A 24,360-nucleotide genomic window follows, 5' to 3' on the forward strand; every position below is an offset into this window, starting at 1 on the left:
ACGCCCGGTTACATTCCGAACCCGGAAGCTAAGCCTTTCAGCGCCGATGGTACTGCAGGGGGGACCCTGTGGGAGAGTAGGACGCCGCCGAACAAATTTTGAAAAAGCCCCTCGGGAACGCGAGTTCCCGAGGGGCTTTCTTGCGTTGTGGTGATCTTGGGACCCGCGGCACGGCGTCGCCGGCGGGCCAGGTAAGGTCAGGGGGCATCGTTGGCAGATTTCCCACAGGAGGCTTCCGCGTGGAGGTCCAGGAGACGCGGGTCCAGACGGATCGCGTCCTCACCATCCCGAATATCCTGAGCATGGCTCGCCTGCTCGGCGTGCCGTTGTTCCTGTGGTTGATCCTGTGGCCGGTATTCGGCGGCCCGAAGGCCGATGGCTGGGCGTTGCTGGTCCTCGCGCTGAGCGGGGTCAGTGACTATCTGGACGGCAAGCTCGCCCGGCGCTGGAACCAGATCAGCAGCCTGGGCCGCATCCTCGACCCGGCCGCCGACCGCCTCTACATCCTGTCCACCCTCGTCGGCCTGACCTGGCGCGAGATCCTGCCGGTCTGGCTGACCGCGGCCCTGCTGGCACGGGAAGTGATGCTGCTGATCGCCATCGGATTCCTCGGACGCCACGGATACGGGCCGCCCCAGGTGAACTTCCTGGGCAAAGCGGCTACGTTCAACTTGATGTACGCCTTCCCGCTGCTCCTCCTGAGCAGCGGAACCGGCTGGCTTCACACACTTGCTGCCGTTTTCGGATGGGCGTTCGCAGGATGGGGTACAGCGCTGTACTGGTGGGCAGGAATCCTCTACGTGGTCCAAGTCCGCCGACTCATCAGAGCGGACACCACGGCCGACTGAGCTTTCCGGACCGGCAGCTGGTGCCAAGGCCCGGCGCCCGTACGCGATAACAGGAACAGTGGGCGAACTGGACAAGTGAAGTCGGCAAGACCGTCGTCTCTTAGAGGAGGACGCTTCCGACATGAAGGCCGTTGTGATGGCCGGTGGCGAAGGAACACGACTTCGCCCCATGACGTCCAGTATGCCCAAGCCCCTGCTTCCGGTCGTCAACCGGCCGATCATGGAGCATGTGCTCAGGCTGCTGAAGCGGCATGGTCTCAGCGAGACCGTCGTGACCGTGCAATTCCTTGCCTCCCTCGTCAAGAACTACTTCGGCGACGGAGAAGAGCTCGGAATGGAGCTCACCTATGCCAACGAGGAAAAGCCGCTCGGTACCGCGGGCAGTGTGAAGAATGCCGAGGAAGCCCTCAAGGACGACGCCTTCCTCGTCATCTCCGGTGACGCCCTCACCGACTTCGACCTCACGGATCTGATCCGCTTCCACAAGGAAAAGGGCGCCCTGGTCACCGTCTGCCTGACGCGGGTCCCCAATCCGCTCGAGTTCGGCATCACCATCGTCGACGAGGCCGGAAAGGTCGAACGCTTCCTGGAAAAGCCCACCTGGGGCCAGGTCTTCTCGGACACCGTCAACACCGGCATCTACGTCATGGAGCCGGAGGTCTTCGACTATTTCGAGCCCGATGTGTCGGTGGACTGGTCGGGTGATGTCTTTCCGCAGCTCATGAAGGAAGGCAAGCCGATCTACGGCTATGTCGCGGAGGGCTACTGGGAGGACGTCGGCACGCACGAGAGTTATGTGAAGGCCCAGGCCGACGTGCTCGAAGGCAAGGTCGATGTCGAAATCGACGGCTTCGAGATCTCGCCGGGCGTATGGGTCGCGGAGGGCGCCGAGGTCCATTCCGACGCGGTGCTGCGCGGCCCGCTGTACATCGGCGACTACGCCAAGATCGAAGCCGGTGTGGAGCTGCGTGAGCACACCGTCGTCGGCTCCAATGTCGTCGTCAAGAGCGGTGCGTTCCTGCACCGTGCCGTCGTGCACGACAACGTCTACATCGGGCAGCAGAGCAATCTGCGCGGCTGCGTGATCGGCAAGAACACCGACATCATGCGGGCCGCCCGGATCGAGGACGGCGCCGTCATCGGCGACGAATGCCTGATCGGCGAAGAGTCGATCGTCCAGGGCAATGTGCGGGTCTATCCGTTCAAGACCATCGAGGCCGGCGCGTTCGTCAACACGTCGGTGATCTGGGAGTCCCGGGGGCAGGCGCATCTGTTCGGCGCCCGCGGGGTGTCCGGCATCCTCAATGTCGAGATCACACCGGAACTCGCGGTACGGCTCGCGGGGGCGTACGCCACCACGCTCAAGAAAGGCTCCACGGTCACCACCGCCCGCGACCACTCCCGTGGTGCGCGGGCGCTCAAACGTGCCGTGATCTCCGCGCTGCAGGCCAGCGCCATCGACGTACGCGACCTGGAGAACGTCCCGCTGCCCGTGGCCCGCCAGCAGACCGCGCGGGGCAGTGCCGGCGGGATCATGGTCCGCACGACGCCCGGTGTGCCGGACTCCGTGGACATCATGTTCTTCGACGAGCGGGGCGCCGACCTCTCACAGGCCGGGCAGCGCAAGCTCGACCGGGTCTTCGCCCGCCAGGAGTACCGTCGCGCCTTCCCTGGCGAGATCGGCGATCTGATCTTCCCGGCCAGCGTCTTCGACTCCTACACCGGATCGCTGCTGCGGGCCGTGGACACCACGGGCGTCAGCGATTCCGGACTCAAGGTCGTCGTGGACGCCTCCAACGGCAGTGCGGGCCTGGTCCTGCCCAGTCTTATGGGACGGCTCGGCGTCGACTCCCTGACCATCAACCCCGGGCTCGACGAATCCCGGCCGACCGAGACCGCCGACGCCCGGCGTGCCGGCCTGGTCCGGCTCGGCGAGATCGTGGCCTCGGCGCGGGCCGCCTTCGGCGTGCGCTTCGACCCCGTAGGCGAGCGGCTCTCCCTGGTGGACGAGCGCGGCCGGATCATCGAGGACGACCGCGCGCTGCTGGTCATGCTGGATCTGGTGGCGGCCGAGCGGCGTACCGGGCGGGTGGCGCTGCCGGTGACCACGACCCGGATCGCCGAGCAGGTGGCGGCGTATCACGGGACGCAGGTGGAGTGGACGACGACCTCGCCCGACGATCTGACCCGGGTGGGCCGCGCCGACGGCACGGTCTTCGGCGGGGACGGCATGGGCGGCTTCCTCATCCCGGAGTTCAGCAGCGTCTTCGACGGCGCGGCCGCGTTCGTCCGGCTGATCGGCCTGGTCGCCCGTACCCAGCTCACGCTCAGCCAGATCGACGCCCGTATCCCACGGGCGCATGTCCAGCGCCGGGACCTGGCCACCCCGTGGGCGGTCAAGGGATTGGTCATGCGGCATGTGGTCGAGGCCGCCGGCGACCGGGACGTGGACACCACCGACGGGGTACGGGTCGTGGAGTCCGACGGCCGCTGGGTCCTGGTGCTGCCGGACCCCGCGGAGGCGGTCACGCACCTGTGGGCGGAGGGGCCGGATGACGCCTCCGCCCAGCAGCTGCTGGACGAGTGGTCCGCGGTGGTGGACAGCGCGGGACGCTGACCGGGGCCCCGCCGGCGGGCCGTGAATCGGCACGCCGGTGGGGCCATTGGGAGACCGCGCGGCCGACGTGCGACGATGTGCGGCATGTCGCAGCAGCGCCCCGATCGGAGCAACCCGAATACGCCGGCCGCGCGCCCCGATGCGTCCATGTCGCTGCTGACCAACGTGATGGATCACAGCCTCGATGACGGATATGCCGAGGCCGCCGCGCGCAAGTCCGAAGCCGGGGTACGCGGGCTGCCGCGCACCCTGCGGGCGAAGTTGGGCCTGGCGGCCGGTTTGGTGCTGGCCGCGGTCGTGGTGACGGTGGGGGCGGCGCAGGCGCGGATATCAGCACCCACGCTCGCCAAGGAGCGCGAGGAACTGATCAACCGCATCCAGAAGGGCACCGGGGAGGCGGACCGGCAGCAGAAGCGGGTCGACGCGCTCCGGGACGATGTCAGCACCATGCAGCGCGAGGCGCTGAAGAGACACGGCGGCGACAAGGCGGAGCTGCTGGCCCTGCTGTCCGGCTCGACCCAGGTCACCGGCCCTGGCGTGAAGCTCGTCGTGGACGATGCGAAGGGCGCGGCGTCCAGCGGCGGCGGTCCGCGCGAAAGCAGTGGTTTTTCGGACACCGGGCGGGTACGCGACAGGGATATGCAACGCGTCGTCAACGGTCTGTGGGCGTCCGGTGCGGAGGCCATCTCCGTCAATGGGCAGCGGCTTACGTCACTCTCGGCGATCAGAGCCGCGGGAGACGCCATACTGGTCGACAACAAGCCACTGGTGCCGCCTTATACGGTGCTGGCGGTGGGGGACGGGCAGCGGCTGAGCACCGCGTTCCAGGACAGCGCCGACGGTCAGTACCTGCATGTGCTGCAGGAGAACTACGGCGTGCGCACCAGGATTTCCGCTGAGAACGGGGTCACGCTGCCGCCCGCGCCCAGCTTGATCGTACGTACCGCAAAGCCGCAGGCCGGCGCCGCCAAGGCGGACGGCGCCGACACAGGGAAGGGCACATCGTGATCGCCGTTTTGGGCCTCATCGTGGGAGTCGTGGTCGGGCTTGTCGTCCGACCCGTGGTGCCGACGGTGGTCGAGCCCTACTTGCCGATCGCTGTCGTCGCGGCGCTGGACGCCGTGTTCGGCGGTCTGCGCGCCATGCTGGACGGCATCTTCGACGACAAGGTCTTCGTGGTCTCCTTCCTGTCGAATGTCGTGGTCGCCGCGCTGATCGTCTTCCTCGGCGACAAGTTGGGTGTCGGTGCCCAACTCTCCACCGGCGTCGTCGTGGTGCTGGGTATCCGGATCTTCTCCAACGCCGCCGCGATCCGCCGGCACGTCTTCAGGGCGTGAGGCGGATGACCGAGGACCAGGCCCCGGAGCCGGAGAAGCCCGAGCCGGAGAAGAAGGCCGAGCTGGAGAAGAACCAGCCGGAGCGGAAACCGGAGCAGGCGAAGGCGGCGGAGGGGACGGAACCGGAGCGGACGGAGCCGGAGCGGACGGAGCCGGAGCCGGACGGTGGCCCGGCCGGCCGGCGTCCGATGCCGCCCGCGAGCTGGAACACCCCCGAGCCGGCGGAGTCCGGTGACGGAGCCGAAGCCCAGGAACCGGACAGTGCTGGACAGAAGCAGGGCAAAGGGGCAGACTCCTCGACCCCGGACGTCGTTGCCGATGACGACGGGGGTGCGGAACGCCCGAAGACCGGTCGGGAGCGGCTCGTTGCGAGTCTGTGGCCGCCGCGGCTGACCCGGGCTCAACTGATCGTCGCGCTGCTGCTGTTCATTCTCGGCCTCGGCCTGGCGATTCAGGTACGTTCCACAAGTGACAGCAGTGCGCTGAGAGGTGCGCGCCAGGAGGACCTGGTGCGCATTCTGGACGAGCTGGACAACCGCTCCCAGCGGTTGACCGATGAACAGCGGCGCCTGGAAGGGCAGAAGACCGAGCTGGAGAACAGCTCGGACCAGGCCGAGGAGGCCCGTAAGCAGACCGTGGAGAAGGAACAGCAGCTGGGCGTGCTGGCCGGGACCGTCGCGGCACGGGGGCCCGGCATCAACCTGACCATCGACGACCCGACGCACTCCGTGGAGGCGGACAAGCTGCTGGACACCATCCAGGAACTGCGGGCGGCCGGCGCGGAGGCCATCCAGGTCAACGACGTACGGGTCGTCGCGGACAGCTATCTCTCGGATGTCCGGGGTGGCGTGGAGATCGACGGCAAGCGCGTCATGCAGCCGTTCCGCTTCAAGGTCATCGGCAAGCCGGAGGACTTGGAACCGGCGCTGAACATCCCTGGCGGAGTGGTCCAGACTCTGGAGAAGGAGCAGGCCAAGGTGTCTGTGACCCGTGAGGAGAAGATCATTGTGAACGCCTTGCGAGAGGCGAAGCGGCCTGACTACGCTCGGTTGTCATCTCAGTGAGGCGTGCACGTATGTCGAGTGCCCGGGAAGGGCATGAGGTAGCGGGGGGTCGACGCACCGTGCGTGTGGTGTGTGGTGGAAACTGTCTGAAGGCCACGGACGTTCACAGGATGTCCGGATGGGCCGGTGTGTGCATCGAGGGTTCGTCCTGCCCCACGGGCGGGTCTGTTTCGTTCAAGGGGAATCGCCCGTGAAGTTGTTTGGAAAGCTTTTTGGCAAGAGCGCACGCCAGGAGGGCGACAGCGGCTCGGCGCGGCACCGCGCTCCGCGTCAGCCCGACGAGAGCGGCGCGTCCGAGGACCGTCCGCTCTTCCGTGACGAGGTCAGCAGTCCGTCCGGGGGGTACGGCGCGGGTTCTGTTGACCCCTCCGGTGCCGGCCGCATAGGTTCCCAGGAACCATCAGCCGCACACACGGGTGGAGGGTCGGCCTTGCCGGTTTGTACGAGGTGTGGGAACCAGAACGCCGAGGCGAGCCGGTTCTGCTCCAACTGTGGCGCGCCGCTGCGTGCGGGTGCCCAGCCCGAGCGGGCGTCCGAGACGACGTCGACCATCTCCATTTCGGGGCTGGAGGCCTACGACTCGGAGACGACGGGCCAGAATCTGGCGCCGTCGCTGTCGCCCGAGGCCCAGGCGGCCGTGGACGCTCTCCCGTTGGGATCGGCGCTGCTGGTCGTCCGCCGGGGGCCGAACTCGGGCAGCCGCTTCCTGCTGGACAGCGAGCTGACCACGGCCGGCCGGCATCCGCAGGGCGACATCTTCCTCGACGATGTGACGGTCTCGCGTCGGCACGTGGAATTCCGTCGCGGTTCCGACGGTCTCTTCACCGTCGCCGACGTCGGCAGCCTGAACGGCACCTACGTCAACCGTGAGCGGATCGACTCCGTCGCCCTCGCGACCGGCGACGAGGTCCAGATCGGCAAGTTCCGTCTGGTCTTCTACGCGAGCCAGCGAGGCGCCGGTATCTGACCGGCCGGGGAAGGCGTATGCGCGATACACCGAAAGGCGGCGCCGGTTCTGCCGGTGCCGCCTCCTCGGATGGCAAGCCGGTGAGCATCGGCACGGTGCTCACCCAGCTGCGCGAGGAGTTTCCCGAGGTCACCATCTCCAAGATTCGCTTCCTGGAGGCCGAGGGACTCGTCGAGCCGAAGCGCACGCCTTCCGGCTACCGCAAATTCACGCAGGACGATGTCGGGCGGCTGGCCGCCGTCCTGCGGATGCAGCGGGACCACTATCTGCCGCTCAAGGTCATCCGGGAGCATCTCGACGCTCTGGCGCGCGGTGAGCAGGTGCCGCTGCCGGCCCCGGCCGCACCCACCCGGGATCTGGTCGAGGGCCTGCCCGACCCGGATACGGAGCCTCCGACGGCTGCCCGGATCGGCCGGGCCGAGCTGCTGGCCGCCGCGGACGTGGACGAGGCGGCGCTCGCCGACTGGGAGTCCTACGGACTCATCGTCCCCCATGCGGACGGCGGATACGACATCGAGGCCGTCACGGTCGCCAAACTTGTCGCGGACCTGGGCCGATTCGGTCTGGAGCCGCGGCATCTGCGTGCGGTGAAGGCGGCGGCCGAGCGCGAGGCGGGCCTGGTCGAACAGGTCGTTGCACCCCTTCGGCGGCACCGTAACCCGCAGACCAGGGCGCATGCCGAAGCCACCGCCAGGGAGCTGGCGACGCTGTCCGTACGGCTCCACGCGGCCTTGCTGCAGAGCGCGCTGCGGGTCCGCCCGTAGCGAGCAAACGAGTGCCCGACTACCCAAACCTGCCGGGCACGTCCTAGGGTTGCTGTGTGAACGAGCTCGACGTCGTGGGTGTCCGGGTGGAAATGCCTTCCAGCCAACCGATCGTGCTCCTGCGGGAGGTGGGAGGCGATCGATACTTGCCCATTTGGATCGGGCCAGGGGAGGCCACCGCCATCGCCTTTGCCCAGCAGGGCATGGTCCCTGCCAGGCCGCTGACGCACGACCTTTTCAAGGACGTGCTGGAAGCGGTGGGCCAGGAGCTGACGCAGGTCCGCATCACGGATCTGCGCGAGGGGGTTTTCTATGCCGAACTTGTCTTCGCGAGCGGGGTCGAGGTCAGTGCGCGTCCGTCGGACGCGATAGCGCTGGCCCTGCGCACCGGAACGCCGATCTTCGGTACGGACGGTGTGCTGGACGACGCGGGGATCGCCATCCCGGACGAGCAGGAGGACGAGGTGGAGAAGTTCCGCGAGTTCCTCGACCAGATCTCGCCCGAGGACTTCGGGACCAACAGCCAGTGATATCGGCCAGTCGAACCGCCTGATTCCGGCCAAACAATCAGGCCTTCCCCGTGCGAGGTCACGAGAAACCACTCGTAGGGTGATTATCACTCGGCGTGGCGAGCGCGGCGATCGTTGACGCACCCCGAGTGACTGCATACCGTCGATGTGGCAGGTCCCGTCCGGGACGTGGAGGACGGAGGGCGGCGTGGCAATCACCGGCGACGGTATGGCGGCGGAAGGGGCGTTGCCGCTCCACTCGAGCGCGGCAGCGAACCCTGCGCCGGCACCGGCCGCGGCGGTGTCGGGGGACTGCGAGGCTCAGAACATCGGCTATCGCGGCCCGACCGCTTGTGCGGCAGCGGGCATCACTTATCGGCAGCTCGACTACTGGGCGCGTACGGGCCTGGTGGAGCCGAGCATCCGGCCGGCCTACGGCTCCGGCACCCAGCGGCTCTACAGTTTCCGGGACGTCGTGGTCCTGAAGATCGTCAAGCGGCTGCTGGACACCGGGGTGTCGCTGCAGAACATCCGCACTGCCGTCCAGCATCTGCGCTCGCGCGGGCTGGCGGATCTGACGCGGATGACGCTGATGAGCGATGGCGCGACGGTCTACGAGTGCACCTCGCCCGACCAGGTCGTGGATCTGCTCCAGGGCGGTCAGGGCGTCTTCGGGATCGCCGTCGGAGTGGTCTGGCGGGACGTGGAGGGCGCGCTGTCACAGCTCCACGGGGAGCGCGTCGACACCGGCGAGACGCTGATCGGGAAGAACCCGCAGGACGAGCTGGCGCGGCGGCGTCACCGCGCGGGCTGAGTCCCCGGGCGGAGCGCGCGGCCCGGCATGGGGCCGATTGTCAGTGGCATGGGGCAGCATCGGAGATGTGAGACCCGCGCCGACGATCCTGCATCTGGACATGGATGCGTTCTTCGCGGCCGCCGAGCAGGCGGCCAAACCGAGCCTGCGCGGAAAACCGGTGGTGGTCGGCGGCGTCGGCGGGCGCGGTGTGGTCTCCACGGCCTCGTACGAGGCGCGGGTGTTCGGGGTCCGGTCCGCGATGCCGACGGCCCAGGCCCGTCGGCTGTGTCCCAACGCCGCCTATCTCAGCCCTCGCTTCACCCTGTACCGCCAGGTGAGTGAGGCGGTGATGGAGCTGCTGCACGCGCTGTCGCCGTTGGTGGAGCCGCTGAGCCTGGACGAGGCGTTCGTCGATCTGGAGGCGGGCGGGGTGCCGGCCGAGTCGGCGGCCGTACGGGCCGTGGGGGAGCAGCTGCGGCGGGACATCCGGTCCGCGACGGGGCTGACCGGCTCGGTCGGGCTGGCCGGGGCGAAGATGCTGGCGAAGATCGCCTCCGAGGCGGCCAAGCCGGACGGCCTGGTGGTGATCGAGCCGGGCACGGAACGGGAGCTGCTGGGGCCGATGACGGTGCGGACGCTGCCCGGGGTGGGGCCCGCGACGGCCGAGACGCTGCGCCGGGCCGGGATTCATACCGTTCAGGAGACCGCGGAGGCCGGTGAGGCCGAGCTGGTGCGGCTGCTGGGCAAGGCGCACGGCGCGGGGCTGTACGGGATGGCGCTGGGGCAGGACGACCGGCCGGTGGTGGCTGAGCGGGACGCCAAGTCGATCTCCGTCGAGGACACCTTCGAGGTGGACCTGACCGACCGGACGCGGGTGCGGAGCGAGGTGCTGCGGCTGGCGGACCGGTGCGTCCAGCGGCTGCGGGCGGCCGGGCGTTCCGGGCGGACGGTGGTCATCAAGGTGCGCAACTACGACTTTTCGACGCTGACCCGTTCCGAGACGCTCCGCGGACCCACCGACGATCCGGCGGTGATACGGGAGGCCGCTGTGCGCCTGCTGGAGACGGTGGACACCACCGGCGGGGTGCGGCTGCTGGGCGTGGGGGTCAGCGGGCTGGCGGACTTCACACAGGAGGACCTGTTCGCCCAGGTGGCGACGGAGCGGGAGGCGGCGGAGTCGGCCGCGGCGGCCGCTGCCGCGGCGGCGGAGCAGGCCGCCGGGGGCGCGGAGCGGCGGGAGGCCGAGGAGGAGCCGCCGCGGCGCTGGCATCCGGGGCTGGACGTGGTGCACGAGGAGTACGGCGCCGGCTGGGTGCAGGGGAGCGGGGTGGGGAGGGTGACCGTCCGCTTCGAAACGCCATGGTCCGCACCGGGGAGGGTGCGGACCTTCGCTGTCGAGGACCCGGCGCTGCGGCCGGGGGAGCCCCTGCCGCTGGTGGGCGGGGCGCCGGCGGATGGTCAGTCGTCCGAGCCGGCGATCTTGCCGAAGTTGGTGTCGCCGGAGCCCGGCACCGGATCAGAGGTCGGGGAAGAAATATCCAGGCGATAGTGGTGATAGAGCTGAAGTTCCTGCTCAGGGGAGAGGTGACGGCCCACGCCGAAGTCCGGGGCGTCCTTGATCAGTTTGCGGTCGTAAGGAATGTGCAGTCCCTCATCGACCATTTTGCTGGGCTCCAGGGGGACGAACGCATCCCGGCTGAAGAGTCCGGTGCGTACGGCCGCCCACTCCGGTTCCCCCGTCGCATCGTCGAGGTAGACCTCGTCGATGGTCCCTATTTTCGCGCCGTTACGGTCGAATGCTTTGCGGCCGATCAGGCTTCGGGGATCGATATCGGTTTGCACGGCCCCTCCAATTGGTCGCAACTGCCCTGTGACAACTACCAAACGGCACATTTCATGCCCCGGCCACTCGAAGGAGCCTTCGAGAGCCACGCTGGTAGGCTGGCGATTGGCCGCAGACCCCGTGCGGGAGAGTCCTTGTCGTTCGCGACCAGGGCGCCGAAGGAGCAACTCCTCCCCGGAATCTCTCAGGCACCCGTACCGCATGGACGAGGTCACTCTGGAAAGCAGGGCGGGCCACGGACGGCACAGCGCCGAGACCCCCCTCACCGACGGTGAAAGCCGGGCCGCTCCTGGGCGGGCCGGTGAAGCTCTCAGGTTAGATGACAGAGGGGGAGGCCGTCCGGGCACCCGCGCCGTGGTGCCCCTCGTAGGTCGCACCGACCAGGAGGCCCCCGCAGATGACCACCAATCGCATCTCCTTGACCGAGCTGGAAAGCGGCACCCCCTTCGAGCGCCGGCACATCGGTCCCGACCAGGCGGCGCAGGCGAAGATGCTCGCGCACATCGGCTTCGGGTCGCTGGACGAGCTCACCGCCACCGCCGTGCCCGATGTGATCAAGAGCGCCGAGGCGCTCGGCCTGCCGCAGGCCCGTACCGAGGCCGAGGTGCTCAAGGAGCTCCAGGGCCTGGCGGACCGCAACCAGGTCCTCGCTTCCATGATCGGTCTCGGCTACTACGGCACGTTCACCCCGCCGGTGATCCTGCGCAACGTCATGGAGAACCCGGCCTGGTACACGGCGTACACGCCCTACCAGCCGGAGATCTCGCAGGGCCGCCTGGAGGCGCTGCTGAACTTCCAGACCATGGTCGCCGACCTGACCGGACTGCCCACCTCCGGCTCCTCGCTGCTGGACGAGGGCACCGCCGCCGCTGAGGCGATGGCGCTCTCCCGCCGTGTCGGCAAGGTCAAGCAGGGTGTCTTCCTGGTCGACGCCGACTGTCTGCCGCAGACCGTCGCCGTGATCGAGACCCGTGCGGAGCCCACCGGCGTCGAGGTCGTGGTCGCGGACCTGTCCGACGGCATTCCGGCCGAGATCGCCGAGCGCGGTGTGTTCGGTGTGCTGCTCCAGTACCCGGGCGCCTCCGGTGCGGTGCGTGACCCCCGCGCCCTCATCGAGCAGGCCCACGAGCTGGGCGCGATCGTCACCGTCGCCGCCGACCTGCTCGCCCTGACGCTGCTCACCTCGCCCGGTGAGCTGGGCGCGGACATCGCCGTCGGCACCACCCAGCGCTTCGGTGTCCCGATGGGCTTCGGTGGACCGCACGCCGGCTTCATGGCTGTCCGTGACCAGTTCGCCCGCAGCCTCCCCGGCCGTCTCGTGGGCGTCTCCGTCGACGCCGACGGCAACAAGGCCTACCGGCTGGCGCTGCAGACCCGTGAGCAGCACATCCGCCGGGAGAAGGCCACCAGCAACATCTGCACCGCGCAGGTGCTGCTCGCCGTCATGGCCGGCATGTACGCGGTCTACCACGGGCCCGAGGGCCTGCGGACCATCGCCCGGCGCACCCACCGCTACGCCGCGGTCCTCGCCGAGGGCCTGCGGGCCGGCGGGGTGGAGATCGTGCACGACGCGTACTTCGACACCCTGACCGCGCGGGTGCCCGGTCGGGCCGCCGACGTCGTCGCCGCCGCCCGCGAGGCCGGGGTCAACCTCCGGCAGGTCGACGCGGACCTGGTGGGCATCGCCTGTGACGAGACCACCGGGCGGGCGCAGCTGGCCGGCGTCTGGAGTGCCTTCGGGGTGCAGGGCGACGTCGAGCAGCTGGACGCCGCCGCGGCCGAGGCGCTGCCGCAGGGGCTGCTGCGCCACGACGACTACCTCGCGCACCCGGTCTTCCACGAGCACCGCTCCGAGACGGCGATGCTGCGCTACCTGCGCACCCTCGCCGACAAGGACTACGCGCTGGACCGCGGCATGATCCCGCTCGGCTCCTGCACGATGAAGCTGAACGCCACCACCGAGATGGAGCCGGTCACCTGGCCCGCGTTCGGCCAGCTGCACCCGTTCGCGCCGGCCGGCCAGGCCGAGGGCTACCTCACGCTGATCCAGGAGCTGGAGGAGCGGCTGGCCACGGTCACCGGCTACGACAAGGTCTCCATCCAGCCGAACGCCGGGTCGCAGGGCGAGCTGGCCGGTCTGCTGGCCGTCCGCGCCTACCACCGCGCCAATGGCGACGAGCAGCGCACGGTCTGCCTGATCCCGTCGTCGGCGCACGGCACCAACGCCGCCAGCGCAGTGATGGCCGGGATGAAGGTCGTCGTCGTCAAGACCGGTGAGGACGGCGAGGTCGACACCGACGACCTGCACGCCAAGATCGAGAAGCACCGTGACGAGCTCGCGGTCCTGATGGTGACCTACCCCTCCACCCACGGGGTGTTCGAGGAGCACATCACCCAGATCTGCGCGGCGGTGCACGAGGCCGGCGGCCAGGTCTACGTCGACGGCGCCAACCTCAACGCGCTGGTCGGGCTCGCCGAGCCCGGCAAGTTCGGCGGCGACGTCTCGCATCTGAACCTGCACAAGACCTTCTGCATCCCGCACGGCGGCGGTGGCCCCGGTGTCGGCCCGGTCGGCGTCCGCGCCCACCTGGCGCCGTACCTGCCCAACCACCCGCTGCAGCCGGGCGCTGGCCCCGAGACCGGCGTCGGGCCGATCTCCGCCGCTCCCTGGGGCTCGGCCGGCATCCTGCCGATCTCCTGGGCGTACGTCCGCCTTATGGGCGGTGAGGGCCTCAAGCGCGCCACCCAGGTCGCGGTCCTCAGCGCGAACTACATCGCCAAGCGCCTGGAGCCGCACTACCCGGTGCTCTACACCGGCCCCGGCGGTCTGGTGGCGCACGAGTGCATCATCGACGTCCGGCCGCTGACCAAGGCGACCGGTGTGAGCATCGACGATGTGGCCAAGCGGCTGATCGACTACGGCTTCCACGCGCCGACGATGTCGTTCCCGGTGGCCGGCACCCTGATGATCGAGCCGACCGAGAGCGAGGACCTCGCGGAGCTGGACCGGTTCTGCGACGCGATGATCGCCATCCGTGCGGAGATCGAGAAGGTCGGCTCGGGGGAGTGGGACAAGGACGACAACCCGCTGCGCAACGCCCCGCACACCGCGGGCGCGCTCGGTGGCGACTGGACGCACCCGTACACCCGCGAGGAGGCCGTCTTCCCGGCCGGTGTCTCCGTCGCCGAGAAGTACTGGCCGCCGGTGCGCCGGATCGACGGTGCCTACGGCGACCGTAACCTCGTCTGCTCCTGCCCGCCGCTGGACGAGTACGACAACTGACCCACGGCAGCAGCAAGGGCCCTCGGCAGATCTGCCGGGGGCCCTGTGGTTCGTGGTGAGCGCGGCGGGTCAGGCGGCGGCGCCGACCCGGGTGCGGTGCGGGGCGATGACCTGCCCGTCCGGGAGCAGCTCACCGGTGTCCTCGAAGAGCAGGACGCCGTTGCAGAGCAGGCTCCAGCCCTGCTCCGGATGGTGCGCCACAAGGTGTGCGGCCTCCCGGTCGGTGGAGTCTGCTGACGGGCATGGCGGTTGGTGCTGGCACATGGGAGTTGTCTTTCGCTGCGGTGAGGTGAACGTCGTCGTGCGGCTCGATGAGGTGTTCATGGCCGCTCCCCCGTTTCTGTCGGTCGGTCCCAGTGTTGCCCCACGGACGCGATTCCGCAGGGATTTCGCAGCAGCGGTACTCACTCGGTAGGGACGCGTCACCCGTGCGGGCGGTTGCTCCCAATTGCACTCGTCCCCAAGAGGGTTGGGCGTGGTATCCGCGGACTAGGCCGCGTGGGTGAGCATGCGTGAGCGCCCCGTGGCCGGACGGGGCCGCGGGGCACGCTCGGGCAGGACGGCGGGCGCCGCAACTCGGGGCGGCACCGCCGGTCAGGCGGGTTCGGCGAGGAGCGGGGCGGGCGCGAGCCGCAGGGTGAGCCGGGGGAGCAGGTCGGCGAGGTGCTGGGGGCGGTGCGCGGCGATACCCGGCGGGGCGGGCGCCAGCGGCACCAGCAGGTCGGCGGGTGCGGGCAGCCCCTCGGCGCCGTCGGAGGCGAGGTCGTGATGCAGCCACAGCGTGAGCATGTACAGCTCGGGGACCGACAGCAGACGCGGCTGGTAGGGCGTGGCGAGTGAGTCGGCCTGGGCCAGTGCCTGCTCGGTCGCGGCGACGTAGGGGCCGCCGCAGAAGCGCCCGAAGGTCCAGCCGTCCGCGGTGAGGACCGTCTCGGCGGCCGCCACGGCACGCTCCCCGCCGCGGATCAGGAAGCTCCATCCGGCCAGCCGGGTGTGCGGGGTGCCGCCGGCCCGGCTGATGTCGTCCCAGACGTGGATGGGCAGCGGGTGGTCGGGGCTGAGCGGGCCCTGATGGGCGCGGAGTGCGGAGACCGGGGCCTCGCGGACCGCGGAGGGCGAGCCGAGAGCGGCGAGAACGCTGCGCAGGGCGGGCGCGGGGGCAGGGGGAAGGTGCAGCGGCATGGTGGGTCGCCTCTCACTTCGGAGACACGGCGGAGCGTGGCTCGGAGACACGGTGGAGCGTGGCGGGTGCAAACGGCGTTGTCTGCGGGCGGGGTCAGAGCATGGCCGGTTCGGGGCCGCGGCCCGGCGGGGTCGGCCGCGGTGTCCGGAGTCGGTGAGAGCGCCTGGACGCTGGGCGCCAAGTCTCTGCCTCGTAAGCGGAGTTTATACGACGTATGTTCCGAAAGTGTTTCTGCTACCGGTCTTGTGGATTTCCGGCAAGGGGAAATCAGGACCGCTGTGCGAGGTGCTTTCCACCGCTTTGCGCGGCGTTTCGGTGACGCCACCTCGTATTGCCGCGGTGGCGCGGTAGGCCGGAACTGGCCGGTCTTTCTCACAAGCGAATTGCCGCTGGTGATTGCCGAGCAGATATGCCTGTGGGCCGTGCCGGATGCTGCACCACTTCGAGCCTATCGGCACCGGCATGCCGTCGCGGCGTTATTGATCAGATTGCCGTGGGCATCATCGACCGTAGCGCGAGCCCCGGCGGTGCCGGGGACGGCCCCAAGCGGCCCGTGGCCGCGGGCTGTTCACTGAAGGAGGGACCCTTCGATGGGGGAGAAGGTCGCTGCGGACGGGATCGACCTGGCGGACCGGGAGCGTTACCGAAGAAAGCTGCACGACTGTCTTGAGGGATTGCACCGGCTCCTGACGGAGAAGCGGTTCGACCGTCCCAGAGATCTCATGGGTCTGGAGATCGAACTCAATCTCGCCGGTGCCGACGGACTGCCGCGCATGATGAACACTCAAGTACTGGAGCGCATCGCCAGTGGTGATTTCCAGACCGAACTCGCCCAGTGCAACCTCGAGGTCAACATCCTGCCGCACCGCTTGAGCGGCCGGGTGCTGGACCAGCTCGCCGAGGAACTCCGTACGGGGCTCGGCTATGCGGAAAGGAAGGCCAGGGAGGTCGCCGCCCGGATCGTGATGATCGGCATTCTGCCGACCCTGCACGCCACCGACCTCACGGCCGCCAGCCTCTCCGAGAACGACCGCTACGTCCTTCTCAATGACCAGATGCGGGCGGCCCGCGGCGAGGACTTCGCCCTGGACATCCGGGGCGTCGAGCACCTGGTCTCCCGCTCGCCCTCGATCGCGCCGGAGGCCGCTTGTACGTCGGTTCAGCTGCATCTCCAGGTGACGCCGGGCCGTTTCGCCGCCGTCTGGAACGCGGCACAGGCCATCGCCGCGGTACAGGTGGCGGTCGGCGCCAACTCGCCGTTCCTCTTCGGCCGTGAGCTGTGGCGCGAGTCGCGGCCGCCGGTCTTCCAGCAGGCCACCGACACCCGCTCGCCCGAGTTGCAGGCCCAGGGCGTGCGCCCCCGTACCTGGTTCGGTGAGCGCTGGATCGACTCCGCGTACGACCTGTTCGAGGAGAACGTGCGCTACTACCCGCCGCTGCTGCCGGTCTGCGGGCCGCAGGAGCCGCTGCGCGTCCTCGATGAGGGCGGGGTGCCCGACCTGGCCGAACTGGTCCTGCACAACGGCACGGTCTACCGCTGGAACCGCCCCGTCTACGCGGTCGCCGACGGCGTCGCGCACCTCAGGGTCGAGAACCGGGTGCTGCCGGCCGGCCCCACCGTCACCGACGTCATCGCCAACACCGCCTTCTACTACGGCCTGGTGCGGGCGCTGGCCGAGGAGCCGCGCCCGGTCTGGTCGCGGCTGCCGTTCGCCGCGGCGGCCCACAACTTCGACACCGCCTGCCGGTACGGCATCGACGCCACCCTGGAATGGCCGCGTCCCGGGCGGTCGGGCGGAACCGCGGGCGTCCCGGCCGTACGGCTGGTGCGTGAGGAGCTGCTGCCGCTGGCGGCGCGCGGGCTGGACGCCTGGGGGGTGGAGCCGGCCGACCGTGACCACTACCTCGGCATCATCGACGAGCGCTGCCGGCGCCGGGTGAACGGGGCGTCCTGGCAGGCCGCGGCCTTCCACCACGCGCGGCGCCAGGGCCTGGACCGGGATGCCGCGCTCGCCGCGATGACCCGGCGCTACAGCGAGTTGATGCACACGGGGAAGCCGGTGCACACCTGGCCGGTCGCCTGGCCGGCGGGTGGGCGCGCCGCCGTACCGGAACCACGGCAGGCGGCGACCGAGGGGGCGTAGCCCGGAGTCCCGGAGCCGTTCAGCGCGGTCCGTCGCTGCCCGCCGCCATGATGGCCTTGAGCATCACCCGGTGGATCTGCGACGGGTCGCTGACCCGGTGCGTCGAGCCGCCGGTCGGCGCGGCGAGGCGGGCCAGGGCCGCGGTGTCGGCCTCCGGACCGACCGCGAGGGCGATCAGCGGCACCGGCCGCTTCGGGTCGGAGAGCTTCTCCAGCTTGCTCACCAGGGCGTCGAGACCGATGCCGTGGGCGTCGTCGTTGGTGCCGTCGGTGACGACGACCAGCGCGTTGAACTTCCCGCTCACATAGGACGAGCGGGCCTTCTCGTAGGCCGCGAGCGTGGTGTCGTACAGGCCGGTGGCGCCCTGGGGTTCGGGGGCCAGTGAGCGGAAGGCGTCGGCGAGCGCTTCGCGGTGGGTGCCGCCGTCCTTGCCCCGCCCGCCGAGCCGCTCGGTGGGGGACAGCTCCACATAGTCCGTGTCGCCGCCGAGCGAGGTGGCGAACTTCCACAGCCCGATCTCGTCGTCGGAGGTGAAGGTGGTCAGCGCCTGGAGGAGGGAGTTCTTGGCGAGGTCCATACGGGACCGGCCGCTGTGCCCCGGGACGGGTGCGCTCATCGAGGACGAGGCGTCCACGACGGTGGAGAGCCGGGCGCTCTGCACCGTGATCGTCCACATGCCCATCAGGGCCTGGAGTTCCTTCGCCGTCGGCGGCTCGGCGGCGTCGGCGGAGTACGGCTGGGGCGCGCGCCCGCCGGCGGCGCGGACCACCTTCGGGTCGGCCTCGCCGTTGGGGCCCCGGAAGCCGGACCGGCGCAGCTCACGCTGGCCGGCGGGTTCGCTGAGCAGCGTCATGAAGCGGTTGGCGGCGCGCGACTGGTCCGGGGACGTCTCGTTGTTGTCGACCAGGGTGTACGGGTAGTCGAGCCGGGCCGTGCCGTCCTTGGGGTAGAGCAGGTCCAGCTCCGGCCCGCCGGCCGCACGTCTGTTGTGGGCGAAGGCGGCCTGCTCGGAGAGCAGCAGCGCCTGGTTGCGGCGAGGGCTGCGCTGCTCGGCAGCAGAGCCGTCGCGGGGCAGGGTGGCCATGGCCTGCCGGTCGTCGTCCGCGGTCCGCTGGTTGAGCAGTCGTGCCGTGGCGGCGGTGCGGGTGTCCGCGGCGACGGGGTCCGGTGCCGCCTTGGCGTTGGCGGCGCTGATGCGGGCCAGGGAGAGCAGTCCGGTGGCGCTGTGGGACGGGTCGGCGACGCCGAGGTGCAGGGCGTCGCCGGAGGTCGTGGCCCGGGCCAGTTCCGTCCAGGTGTAGGTCTTCGCCGGCCAGCCCAGCGATCTGGCGGCCTGGGGCACGGCGCCCAGCGTGACCGGCGACGAGGCGAGGGTGCCGGCGGTGGCCAGCGGGGTGCCGCGCTCGGCGCCGACCCGGTCCACCCACAGGCTCGAATCCGGTATCCAGACCTGGAATTCGGGATCGACCGGCCGCTGCGCGAAGGCGTCGGCGACCTCGTGGGCGGCCCGCGAGGTGACCTTGACGTCCAGACATCTGCCGTCGGTGCGTATCGCCTCCTTCCGCGCCGACTCGGCCACCGCCTCGATCGCCGGGGCGATATCGGGCGAGGCCGCCACCGCCAGCTGTGTCGCCTCGCCGCCGCACGGTCCGCCGAACGCGAGCAGACCGGTGTCCAGCGCCACGACCGTGCCGGCGGCGACGGCCAGCGCCACACCGGTGGCGAGGACGAGCGTGCGCGGATGTACCCCTCGGCGGGCCCCCGTGCGCGCCGGTACGGGTCCGTCGGGCAAGCTGTGTCGTCCCATTGCGGTAGCGCCTCTCCTTCTCGGAGCTCGACCGGGATGCGCCGGTAGGGGAAAACGCGCCATCGGGATGGCGCCCGTCCCCGGCCTGTCGTGCGCGATCTTCGGACCTGCTGCCGAGACCCTAGCGGGGCGGTGGTGGCACCGAGGCGGTAACGGCGGAAGCGGAGGAAGTGTGCAGTCGGATACAAGTCCCGTGGCCGATGCGGACGTTCCAGGTCAAGGGCCTGGTGACGGGCTCGTGGGGGAGCCGTCCCGGGGCATTCTGCGGAGCGAGACGTGGATCGTCCTGGCCCTCTCGCTGGGGGCCAGCGGGCTGTCGGCGCTGATCAGCTTCATCGGGTCGGTGACCAAGCCCGGCGGACTCAAGGACCAGGCGGCGACGCTCAACGGCTCCCATGCGCCCGGCCGTCCCTGGCTGGATCTCGCCTGGCAGCTGTTCGGTATCGCCTCCGCGCTGGTGCCGGTGGTGCTGGTGGCGCATCTGCTGCTGCGGGAACGGGCCGGCGGTCTGCGGGTGATCGGGTTCGACCGGCGGCGGCCTGTCTTCGACCTGAGCCGCGGTGTCGGGCTGGCGGCCGTCATCGGTGGCAGCGGTCTGCTGCTCTATCTGGGCGCGCGGACGGCCGGATTCAATCTGACGGTGGTCCCCGAGGCACTGCCCGACGTGTGGTGGAAGATCCCGGTGCTGATCGCCTCCGCGGTGCAGAACGCCGTCCTGGAGGAGGTCATCGTCGTCGGGTATCTGCTGCGCAGGCTGGGGCAGTTGGGCTGGTCACCGCTGGCGGCACTCGCGGCCAGCTCGGTGCTGCGCGGCTCCTACCACCTCTACCAGGGCATCGGCGGCTTCGTCGGCAACATGGTGATGGGCGTGCTCTTCGTCCTGCTCTACCGGCGGTGGGGGCGGGTGGGGCCGCTGGTCGCCGCCCACGCACTGATCGACATCGTGGCGTTCGTCGGCTACGCGCTGCTCGCCGGCCGGGTGGGGTGGCTGCCGACGCCGTGAGCCGGCGGAGGCGCGGGGCACCACCGGTGCCTGCCGCGCCTCCCGTGGGCGGCTGCCCTGCGGGCCGGTTCAGCCGGTGGCCAGTAGTTCCCCGTCGATGACGGTGACCGCTGAACCGGTCAGCAGGGTCCGGTCGCCGCGCAGTTCGGTGTGTACGAAGCCGGTGCGGGCGCCGCCTTGCCAGCCGACCAGGTTGGCGCGGCCCAGGCGCGCCGACCAGAACGGGGCGAGCGCGGTGTGCGCGCTGCCCGTTACCGGGTCCTCGTCGATGCCCACCGAGGGGAAGAAGCAGCGCGAGAGGAAGTCGTAGCCGCCGTCGGGGTCTTCGGCGCGCGCGGTGGCGATCACCCCGCGGCCGCCGTGCCCGGCGAGCGCCTTCAGATCCGGGGCCAGCGCCCGTACGGACCGCTCATCGGCCAGCTCGACCAGGAGGTCGCCGACGTCGGGGCCGGTGTCGTGCGCGGAGCGGATCGCGGTGCCGAGCGCGTCCGCGACCACCGCCGGTACCTCGACGGGGGTGAGCGGGGCGGTCGGGAAGTCCATGGTGATCGCCCCGCTGTCGTCGGCCGTAGTGGCCAGTACCCCGCTGCGGGTGCGGAAGCGGACCGTACCCGTGGCCGTCCCCGTCGTGTGCAGCACATGAGCGGTGGCCAGAGTGGCGTGCCCGCACATGTTCACCTCCGCGGCCGGGGTGAGCCAGCGCAGCGCCCAGTCGGCGTCACCGCCCGCGGGCAGCGGGTGCGCGAAGGCGGTCTCGGAAAGATTGACCTCGGCGGCGACGCGCTGGAGCCAGGCCGTCTCGGGAAAGGCGCCGGAGTCGAGCAGGACGACTCCCGCGGGGTTGCCGGCGAACGGACGCTCACTGAAGGCGTCGACGATGCGAATCCTCATGGCCGCGAGCGTAGAGGCGCCGCGAACCCGCGGGCCAAGGCCAATCCGGGGGAATTGGACGGCAAGCGGGGTGGCGGTGGCCCGTGTGAGTGGCTTGTCGGGTGCCGGGCGGCGCCACCGGTGGCCTGTCTCGCGGAGGCGAGGGGGAGCTCAGGCGGACGGCGCGGCCGGGGACCACACGCCGAACCACTGCTCGGCGCCGTAGGCCTCGAACCGCTCTTCCTCGGTGAACCCCAGCTTCGCCGCGAGGCGCATCGAGCGGATGTTGGCGGTCTGGGTGGCGAGCACCACCGGTTCGCCGGGCAGCGCGCCGGCGAACCAGTCGAGTGCCGCTGCGCACGCCTCGCCGGCGTATCCGCGTCCCCAGGCCTGTGGCAGGAACAGGTAGCCGAGTTCGGCCCTTCCGGCGGCCTTTCGAAGGTGGCCGGTGTCTCTGGTGAGCATGACCTGGCCGATCATCGCTCCGTCGAGATCGACGATGAAAAGGCCCGGGCGCCGGCCGGGTGCCCCGGGGATCGTGCGCTCGAGCTCGTCACGCGGCCGCGGGCCGCCGAGGTAGGTGCCCACCTCTGGCGAGGCCAGCAGCTCGATGGCCGCCGTGCGGTCCCGGGCCTCGGGCTCACGGAGCACGAGCCTCTCGGTCCTGATCGGGGCAGGTGGCCATGCGACGGGCCCGAGTTCAGTCATGCCGGCCAGCCAATCAGCGGGCCCGGAGGCGATCAAGCCTTGAGAATCGGCCAACCCGCCGGCCCGGGCCCTCACCGACGGGGCTGATCCAGCGGTCGCTGTCCCGTGACGCGAGTGATGGTGACGGCCGGGCGGGTTTGTGCCACTTGTCTTGATCGGTGCGGGATGCCGCGGCTGTTGCCGCACCGGGCTTGCGCACCGTCGGCCGGCTGTCGGCGGGATGTCGGTGGCTTCCAGGACCGTGGGAGCTGCGCGTGGCCGCTTTCGAATGTGCGGTCCGCCCGCCTCCAGACCACTCCGAGTTCCGGGAGCCCGCCATGCCCGCTGTACCCCAGGTCCCGCAGTGGGACGTCCACCGGCTGCCGCCCGCCGAGGGAAAGGTCTTCCTGGTCACCGGCGGCAACGCGGGCATCGGGTATTTCGTCGCCGAGCAGCTCGCCGGCACCGGGGCCACGGTCGTTCTCGGCAGCCGCTCCAGGGCGAAGGCCGAAGACGCGATCGCCTCCATCACCTCGCGTGTCCCCGGCGCCAAGGTGAGGCACCTGCCCCTGGACCTGGCCGATCTCGCTTCGCTCAAGGCATCCGTGGACGCGCTCGGACTGGATCGCCTCGACGCGGTCGTCCACAACGCCGGTGTGGCGCTCGACGATCCACCGCGCCGCGAAACCACAGCCGGCCACGAGCTGATGTTCGGCACCAACCACCTGGGGCACTTCGCGCTGACCCACCACCTGGCCCCCCTGCTCACGGCAACCTCGGGAAGCCGGATCGTCACCACCGGCAGTTTCGCCGCCAAGTCCGAACGCCTGGACCTCGACGACCTCCAGAGCACGCACGACTACCAGCCCAAACGCGCCTATGCGCGGTCGAAGCTGGCCCAGATGCTCTTCGGCTTCGAACTCGACCGCCGCCTGCGTGCTGCCGGCAGCAGGACGCTGAGCGTGGTCGTTCATCCCGGCGGCGCGCTCGACTCCCTGACGCCGTCGCGCCCGCCGTTCCATGTCCGGACCGCCGGCGAGCGGCTGAGCCGTCTGCCGCTCCGCCTTCTCGTCCAGGGCAAGGACGCTGCCGCCTGGCCCGCTGTCCGGGCCGTGCTCGACCCGGGCGTCCGCGGCGGCCAGATGTGGAGTCCCCGACTGTTCGGCCTGCGCGGTACGCCCAGGATCGAACCCCTCTGGAACCACCTCGCCGACACCACGACCGCGGCACGCCTGTGGGCGGCCAGCCGCGACCTGACCGGCAGCGACCTGACGTTCACCGCACCGACAAGGTCCGGCGGGAGCGAAGGCCCAGCGGCAGAGCGCGGCCAGGGAGACGCCTGACCGGAGGAGACCGGACAGGCGGTGGAGATCTCCTGACGCAGGACAGTCGCTTCGGGGCTGGCAGAGCGCCGGGGCACCGCTTCGGCGAGCCGGGTCGGAGTCGAGGTCTTGCCTCAACGAACACTCCCGATATATCGTTGAGGCATCGCGACCGATCAACGATAAGGATGGGGAGGACGTCATCATGCGTTCCCACGGACATGAACACGGACATGAGCACTGCGGACCCGGGCGCCCCGGCGGCCGTGGCGACTTCGCGGGCGGCTGGGAGCGGCGGCGCTCGGCCTTCGGTCCCTTCGGGCCGCCATTCGGAGGGCCGCCCTTCGGAGGCGGCCGGGGGCGCGGTGGGCCGCGCGGCCGGGCGCGTCGTGGCGATGTGCGCGCGTCGATCCTGGCGCTGCTCAAGGACCGTCCGATGCACGGCTACGAGATGATCCAGGAGATCGCCGAGCGCAGCGGCGGTGTGTGGAAGCCCAGCCCCGGCTCGGTCTATCCGACGCTGCAGCTCCTGGAGGACGAGGGGCTGATCGCCAGTGCCAGTGAGGGCGGAAAGAAGCTGTTCTCGCTGACCGACGCCGGGCGCGCCGAGGCCGACAGCGGCTCGGACGCCCCCTGGGAGGACGCCGGCCGCGGTGTCGACTGGGATGCGATGAACGAGATCCGCAAGGCGGGCGGCGGCCTGGTCGAGGCGTTCCGTCAGGTGTGGGCCACCGGCAGTCCCGAGCAGCGGGAGAAGGCCATGGCGGTGGTCAACAAGGCGCGCAAGGAGCTGTATCTGATCCTTGCCGAGGAGGACTGAGCGGGGAGAACGGGGGAGTGCAGCCTTCGGGGGCCGGGGCGCGGGGCGGCCCCCGAAGGGTCAGGCGACCAGGGCGGCGAGCTTGCGCAGCGACTCGTGCAGCGCGGCGCTCGCCGAGTCCTTGAGCTTGCCGGCCATCAGTGTGACCGCGGCGCCGGTGAACGTCCCGTCGATCCGTACGCCCGTCGCCCCGCCGTCCGGGGTGAGCTCGTAGCGCATCCCCAGGCTGACGCCCATCGGGCCCTTGCCCTCGACGTCGAGCACCCGGCCCGGGGTCAGCTCCCGCACGGTCCAGAGGACCTCCGCGGGGAAGCCCATCAGCTTCATGTTCTCCTCGTAGCCCGCGCCCACTTCCAGCGATTCCGGGCCGCCCTTGGGGAAGGCGGTGTGGGTGGCGTTCCACTCCCCGTAGGAGTCGAAGTCGGTGAGCCGCTCCCAGACCTTCCCGGCCGGTGCCTCGATACGGGCCTGCGCGGTGACTTCGGCCATGTGATCA

Annotated in this window: 22 protein-coding genes, 1 rRNA gene and 1 riboswitch; of the genes, 16 read left to right on the forward strand and 7 right to left on the reverse strand. The window is 70.3% G+C overall.

The features are described 5' to 3' along the window. The 11 genes from rrf to ACWC9R_RS30945 form a co-directional block, all read left to right on the forward strand. Nucleotides 1–93: ribosomal RNA gene (rrf, locus tag ACWC9R_RS30895) — 5S ribosomal RNA — on the forward strand; the annotation flags it as partial. Between the two features lie 146 nt (nucleotides 94–239). Next, nucleotides 240–848, forward strand: coding sequence for a CDP-alcohol phosphatidyltransferase family protein (locus tag ACWC9R_RS30900; protein WP_450736444.1), 609 nt, complete (start codon nucleotides 240–242; stop codon nucleotides 846–848). A gap of 121 nt (nucleotides 849–969) precedes the next feature. After that, entirely contained in the window at nucleotides 970–3,465 is a 2,496-nt protein-coding gene (locus ACWC9R_RS30905) for a sugar phosphate nucleotidyltransferase (RefSeq protein ID WP_450736446.1), read from the forward strand. Nucleotides 3,466–3,540: 75 nt separating this feature from the next. Further along, the gene (locus ACWC9R_RS30910; RefSeq protein ID WP_450736447.1) at nucleotides 3,541–4,473 is read left to right on the forward strand and encodes a DUF881 domain-containing protein; all 933 of its coding nucleotides are present in this window, start codon (nucleotides 3,541–3,543) and stop codon (nucleotides 4,471–4,473) included. Next, nucleotides 4,470–4,802: a small basic family protein gene (locus ACWC9R_RS30915; protein WP_003984969.1), complete on the forward strand. Its 333-nt coding sequence runs from the start codon at nucleotides 4,470–4,472 to the stop codon at nucleotides 4,800–4,802. Before ACWC9R_RS30910 ends, ACWC9R_RS30915 begins: the two co-directional genes overlap by 4 nt. A gap of 5 nt (nucleotides 4,803–4,807) precedes the next feature. Then, nucleotides 4,808–5,866, forward strand: coding sequence for a DUF881 domain-containing protein (locus ACWC9R_RS30920; RefSeq protein ID WP_450736448.1), 1,059 nt, complete (start codon nucleotides 4,808–4,810; stop codon nucleotides 5,864–5,866). A 118-nt stretch (nucleotides 5,867–5,984) separates the two neighbouring features. Beyond that, complete coding sequence (locus ACWC9R_RS30925; protein WP_450736449.1) at nucleotides 5,985–6,833, forward strand: FHA domain-containing protein; 849 nt, start codon at nucleotides 5,985–5,987, stop codon at nucleotides 6,831–6,833. Nucleotides 6,834–6,850: 17 nt separating this feature from the next. After that, complete coding sequence (gene ftsR, locus ACWC9R_RS30930; protein ID WP_450736451.1) at nucleotides 6,851–7,597, forward strand: transcriptional regulator FtsR; 747 nt, start codon at nucleotides 6,851–6,853, stop codon at nucleotides 7,595–7,597. A 56-nt stretch (nucleotides 7,598–7,653) separates the two neighbouring features. Continuing rightward, on the forward strand, nucleotides 7,654–8,127 hold the full coding sequence (locus tag ACWC9R_RS30935; RefSeq protein ID WP_006606439.1) for a bifunctional nuclease family protein: 474 nt from the start codon (nucleotides 7,654–7,656) through the stop codon (nucleotides 8,125–8,127). Nucleotides 8,128–8,314: 187 nt separating this feature from the next. Then, nucleotides 8,315–8,920 carry a MerR family transcriptional regulator gene (locus tag ACWC9R_RS30940; RefSeq protein WP_393358564.1) on the forward strand — a complete coding sequence of 202 codons (606 nt, stop codon included), beginning with the start codon at nucleotides 8,315–8,317 and terminating at the stop codon, nucleotides 8,918–8,920. A gap of 67 nt (nucleotides 8,921–8,987) precedes the next feature. Further along, a complete protein-coding gene (locus ACWC9R_RS30945; RefSeq protein WP_450736453.1) occupies nucleotides 8,988–10,451 on the forward strand; it encodes a DNA polymerase IV in 1,464 nt (487 codons plus the stop codon). Here the strand turns inward: ACWC9R_RS30945 and ACWC9R_RS30950 are convergent. Continuing rightward, complete coding sequence (locus ACWC9R_RS30950) at nucleotides 10,361–10,744, reverse strand: PRC-barrel domain-containing protein (protein ID WP_450736489.1); 384 nt, start codon at nucleotides 10,742–10,744, stop codon at nucleotides 10,361–10,363. The genes ACWC9R_RS30945 and ACWC9R_RS30950 overlap by 91 nt on opposite strands. A 114-nt stretch (nucleotides 10,745–10,858) precedes the next feature. Beyond that, nucleotides 10,859–10,955, forward strand: a riboswitch (glycine riboswitch). Between the two features lie 187 nt (nucleotides 10,956–11,142). On the opposite strand from ACWC9R_RS30950, the gene gcvP reads away from it, so the two are divergent. Next, on the forward strand, nucleotides 11,143–14,028 hold the full coding sequence (gcvP, locus tag ACWC9R_RS30955) for an aminomethyl-transferring glycine dehydrogenase (protein ID WP_450736455.1): 2,886 nt from the start codon (nucleotides 11,143–11,145) through the stop codon (nucleotides 14,026–14,028). Nucleotides 14,029–14,097: 69 nt separating this feature from the next. Here gcvP and ACWC9R_RS30960 read toward each other — a convergent pair whose 3' ends face one another. Next, a complete protein-coding gene (locus ACWC9R_RS30960; RefSeq protein ID WP_450736491.1) occupies nucleotides 14,098–14,292 on the reverse strand; it encodes a DUF5999 family protein in 195 nt (64 codons plus the stop codon). A 330-nt stretch (nucleotides 14,293–14,622) separates the two neighbouring features. Then, nucleotides 14,623–15,210, reverse strand: a complete 588-nt coding sequence (locus ACWC9R_RS30965) for a hypothetical protein (RefSeq protein WP_450736457.1) — start codon at nucleotides 15,208–15,210, stop codon at nucleotides 14,623–14,625. A gap of 591 nt (nucleotides 15,211–15,801) precedes the next feature. Here ACWC9R_RS30965 and ACWC9R_RS30970 point away from each other — a divergent pair. Then, nucleotides 15,802–17,355, forward strand: coding sequence for a glutamate-cysteine ligase family protein (locus ACWC9R_RS30970; RefSeq protein WP_450736459.1), 1,554 nt, complete (start codon nucleotides 15,802–15,804; stop codon nucleotides 17,353–17,355). A 19-nt stretch (nucleotides 17,356–17,374) separates the two neighbouring features. Here the strand turns inward: ACWC9R_RS30970 and ACWC9R_RS30975 are convergent, their stop codons facing one another. Then, nucleotides 17,375–19,162, reverse strand: a complete 1,788-nt coding sequence (locus ACWC9R_RS30975; protein ID WP_450736460.1) for a substrate-binding domain-containing protein — start codon at nucleotides 19,160–19,162, stop codon at nucleotides 17,375–17,377. 193 nt (nucleotides 19,163–19,355) lie between these two features. Here ACWC9R_RS30975 and ACWC9R_RS30980 point away from each other — a divergent pair, with 193 nt between their 5' ends. Beyond that, nucleotides 19,356–20,165, forward strand: a complete 810-nt coding sequence (locus ACWC9R_RS30980; protein WP_450736462.1) for a CPBP family intramembrane glutamic endopeptidase — start codon at nucleotides 19,356–19,358, stop codon at nucleotides 20,163–20,165. Between the two features lie 69 nt (nucleotides 20,166–20,234). Here ACWC9R_RS30980 and ACWC9R_RS30985 read toward each other — a convergent pair whose 3' ends face one another. Next, nucleotides 20,235–21,056: a PhzF family phenazine biosynthesis protein gene (locus ACWC9R_RS30985; protein ID WP_450736464.1), complete on the reverse strand. Its 822-nt coding sequence runs from the start codon at nucleotides 21,054–21,056 to the stop codon at nucleotides 20,235–20,237. Nucleotides 21,057–21,206: 150 nt separating this feature from the next. Continuing rightward, a complete protein-coding gene (locus ACWC9R_RS30990; RefSeq protein WP_450736466.1) occupies nucleotides 21,207–21,743 on the reverse strand; it encodes a GNAT family N-acetyltransferase in 537 nt (178 codons plus the stop codon). A gap of 317 nt (nucleotides 21,744–22,060) precedes the next feature. On the opposite strand from ACWC9R_RS30990, the gene ACWC9R_RS30995 reads away from it, so the two are divergent. Both ACWC9R_RS30995 and ACWC9R_RS31000 read left to right on the forward strand, forming a co-directional pair. Beyond that, complete coding sequence (locus ACWC9R_RS30995; protein WP_450736467.1) at nucleotides 22,061–23,065, forward strand: SDR family NAD(P)-dependent oxidoreductase; 1,005 nt, start codon at nucleotides 22,061–22,063, stop codon at nucleotides 23,063–23,065. A gap of 184 nt (nucleotides 23,066–23,249) precedes the next feature. After that, nucleotides 23,250–23,864: a PadR family transcriptional regulator gene (locus tag ACWC9R_RS31000; RefSeq protein ID WP_450736468.1), complete on the forward strand. Its 615-nt coding sequence runs from the start codon at nucleotides 23,250–23,252 to the stop codon at nucleotides 23,862–23,864. Nucleotides 23,865–23,924: 60 nt separating this feature from the next. Here ACWC9R_RS31000 and ACWC9R_RS31005 read toward each other — a convergent pair whose 3' ends face one another. Continuing rightward, nucleotides 23,925–24,353, reverse strand: coding sequence for a type II toxin-antitoxin system Rv0910 family toxin (locus tag ACWC9R_RS31005; RefSeq protein ID WP_450736470.1), 429 nt, complete (start codon nucleotides 24,351–24,353; stop codon nucleotides 23,925–23,927). Nucleotides 24,354–24,360: the final 7 nt, after the last annotated feature.

Source organism: Streptomyces sp. NPDC001219 (assembly GCF_053597915.1).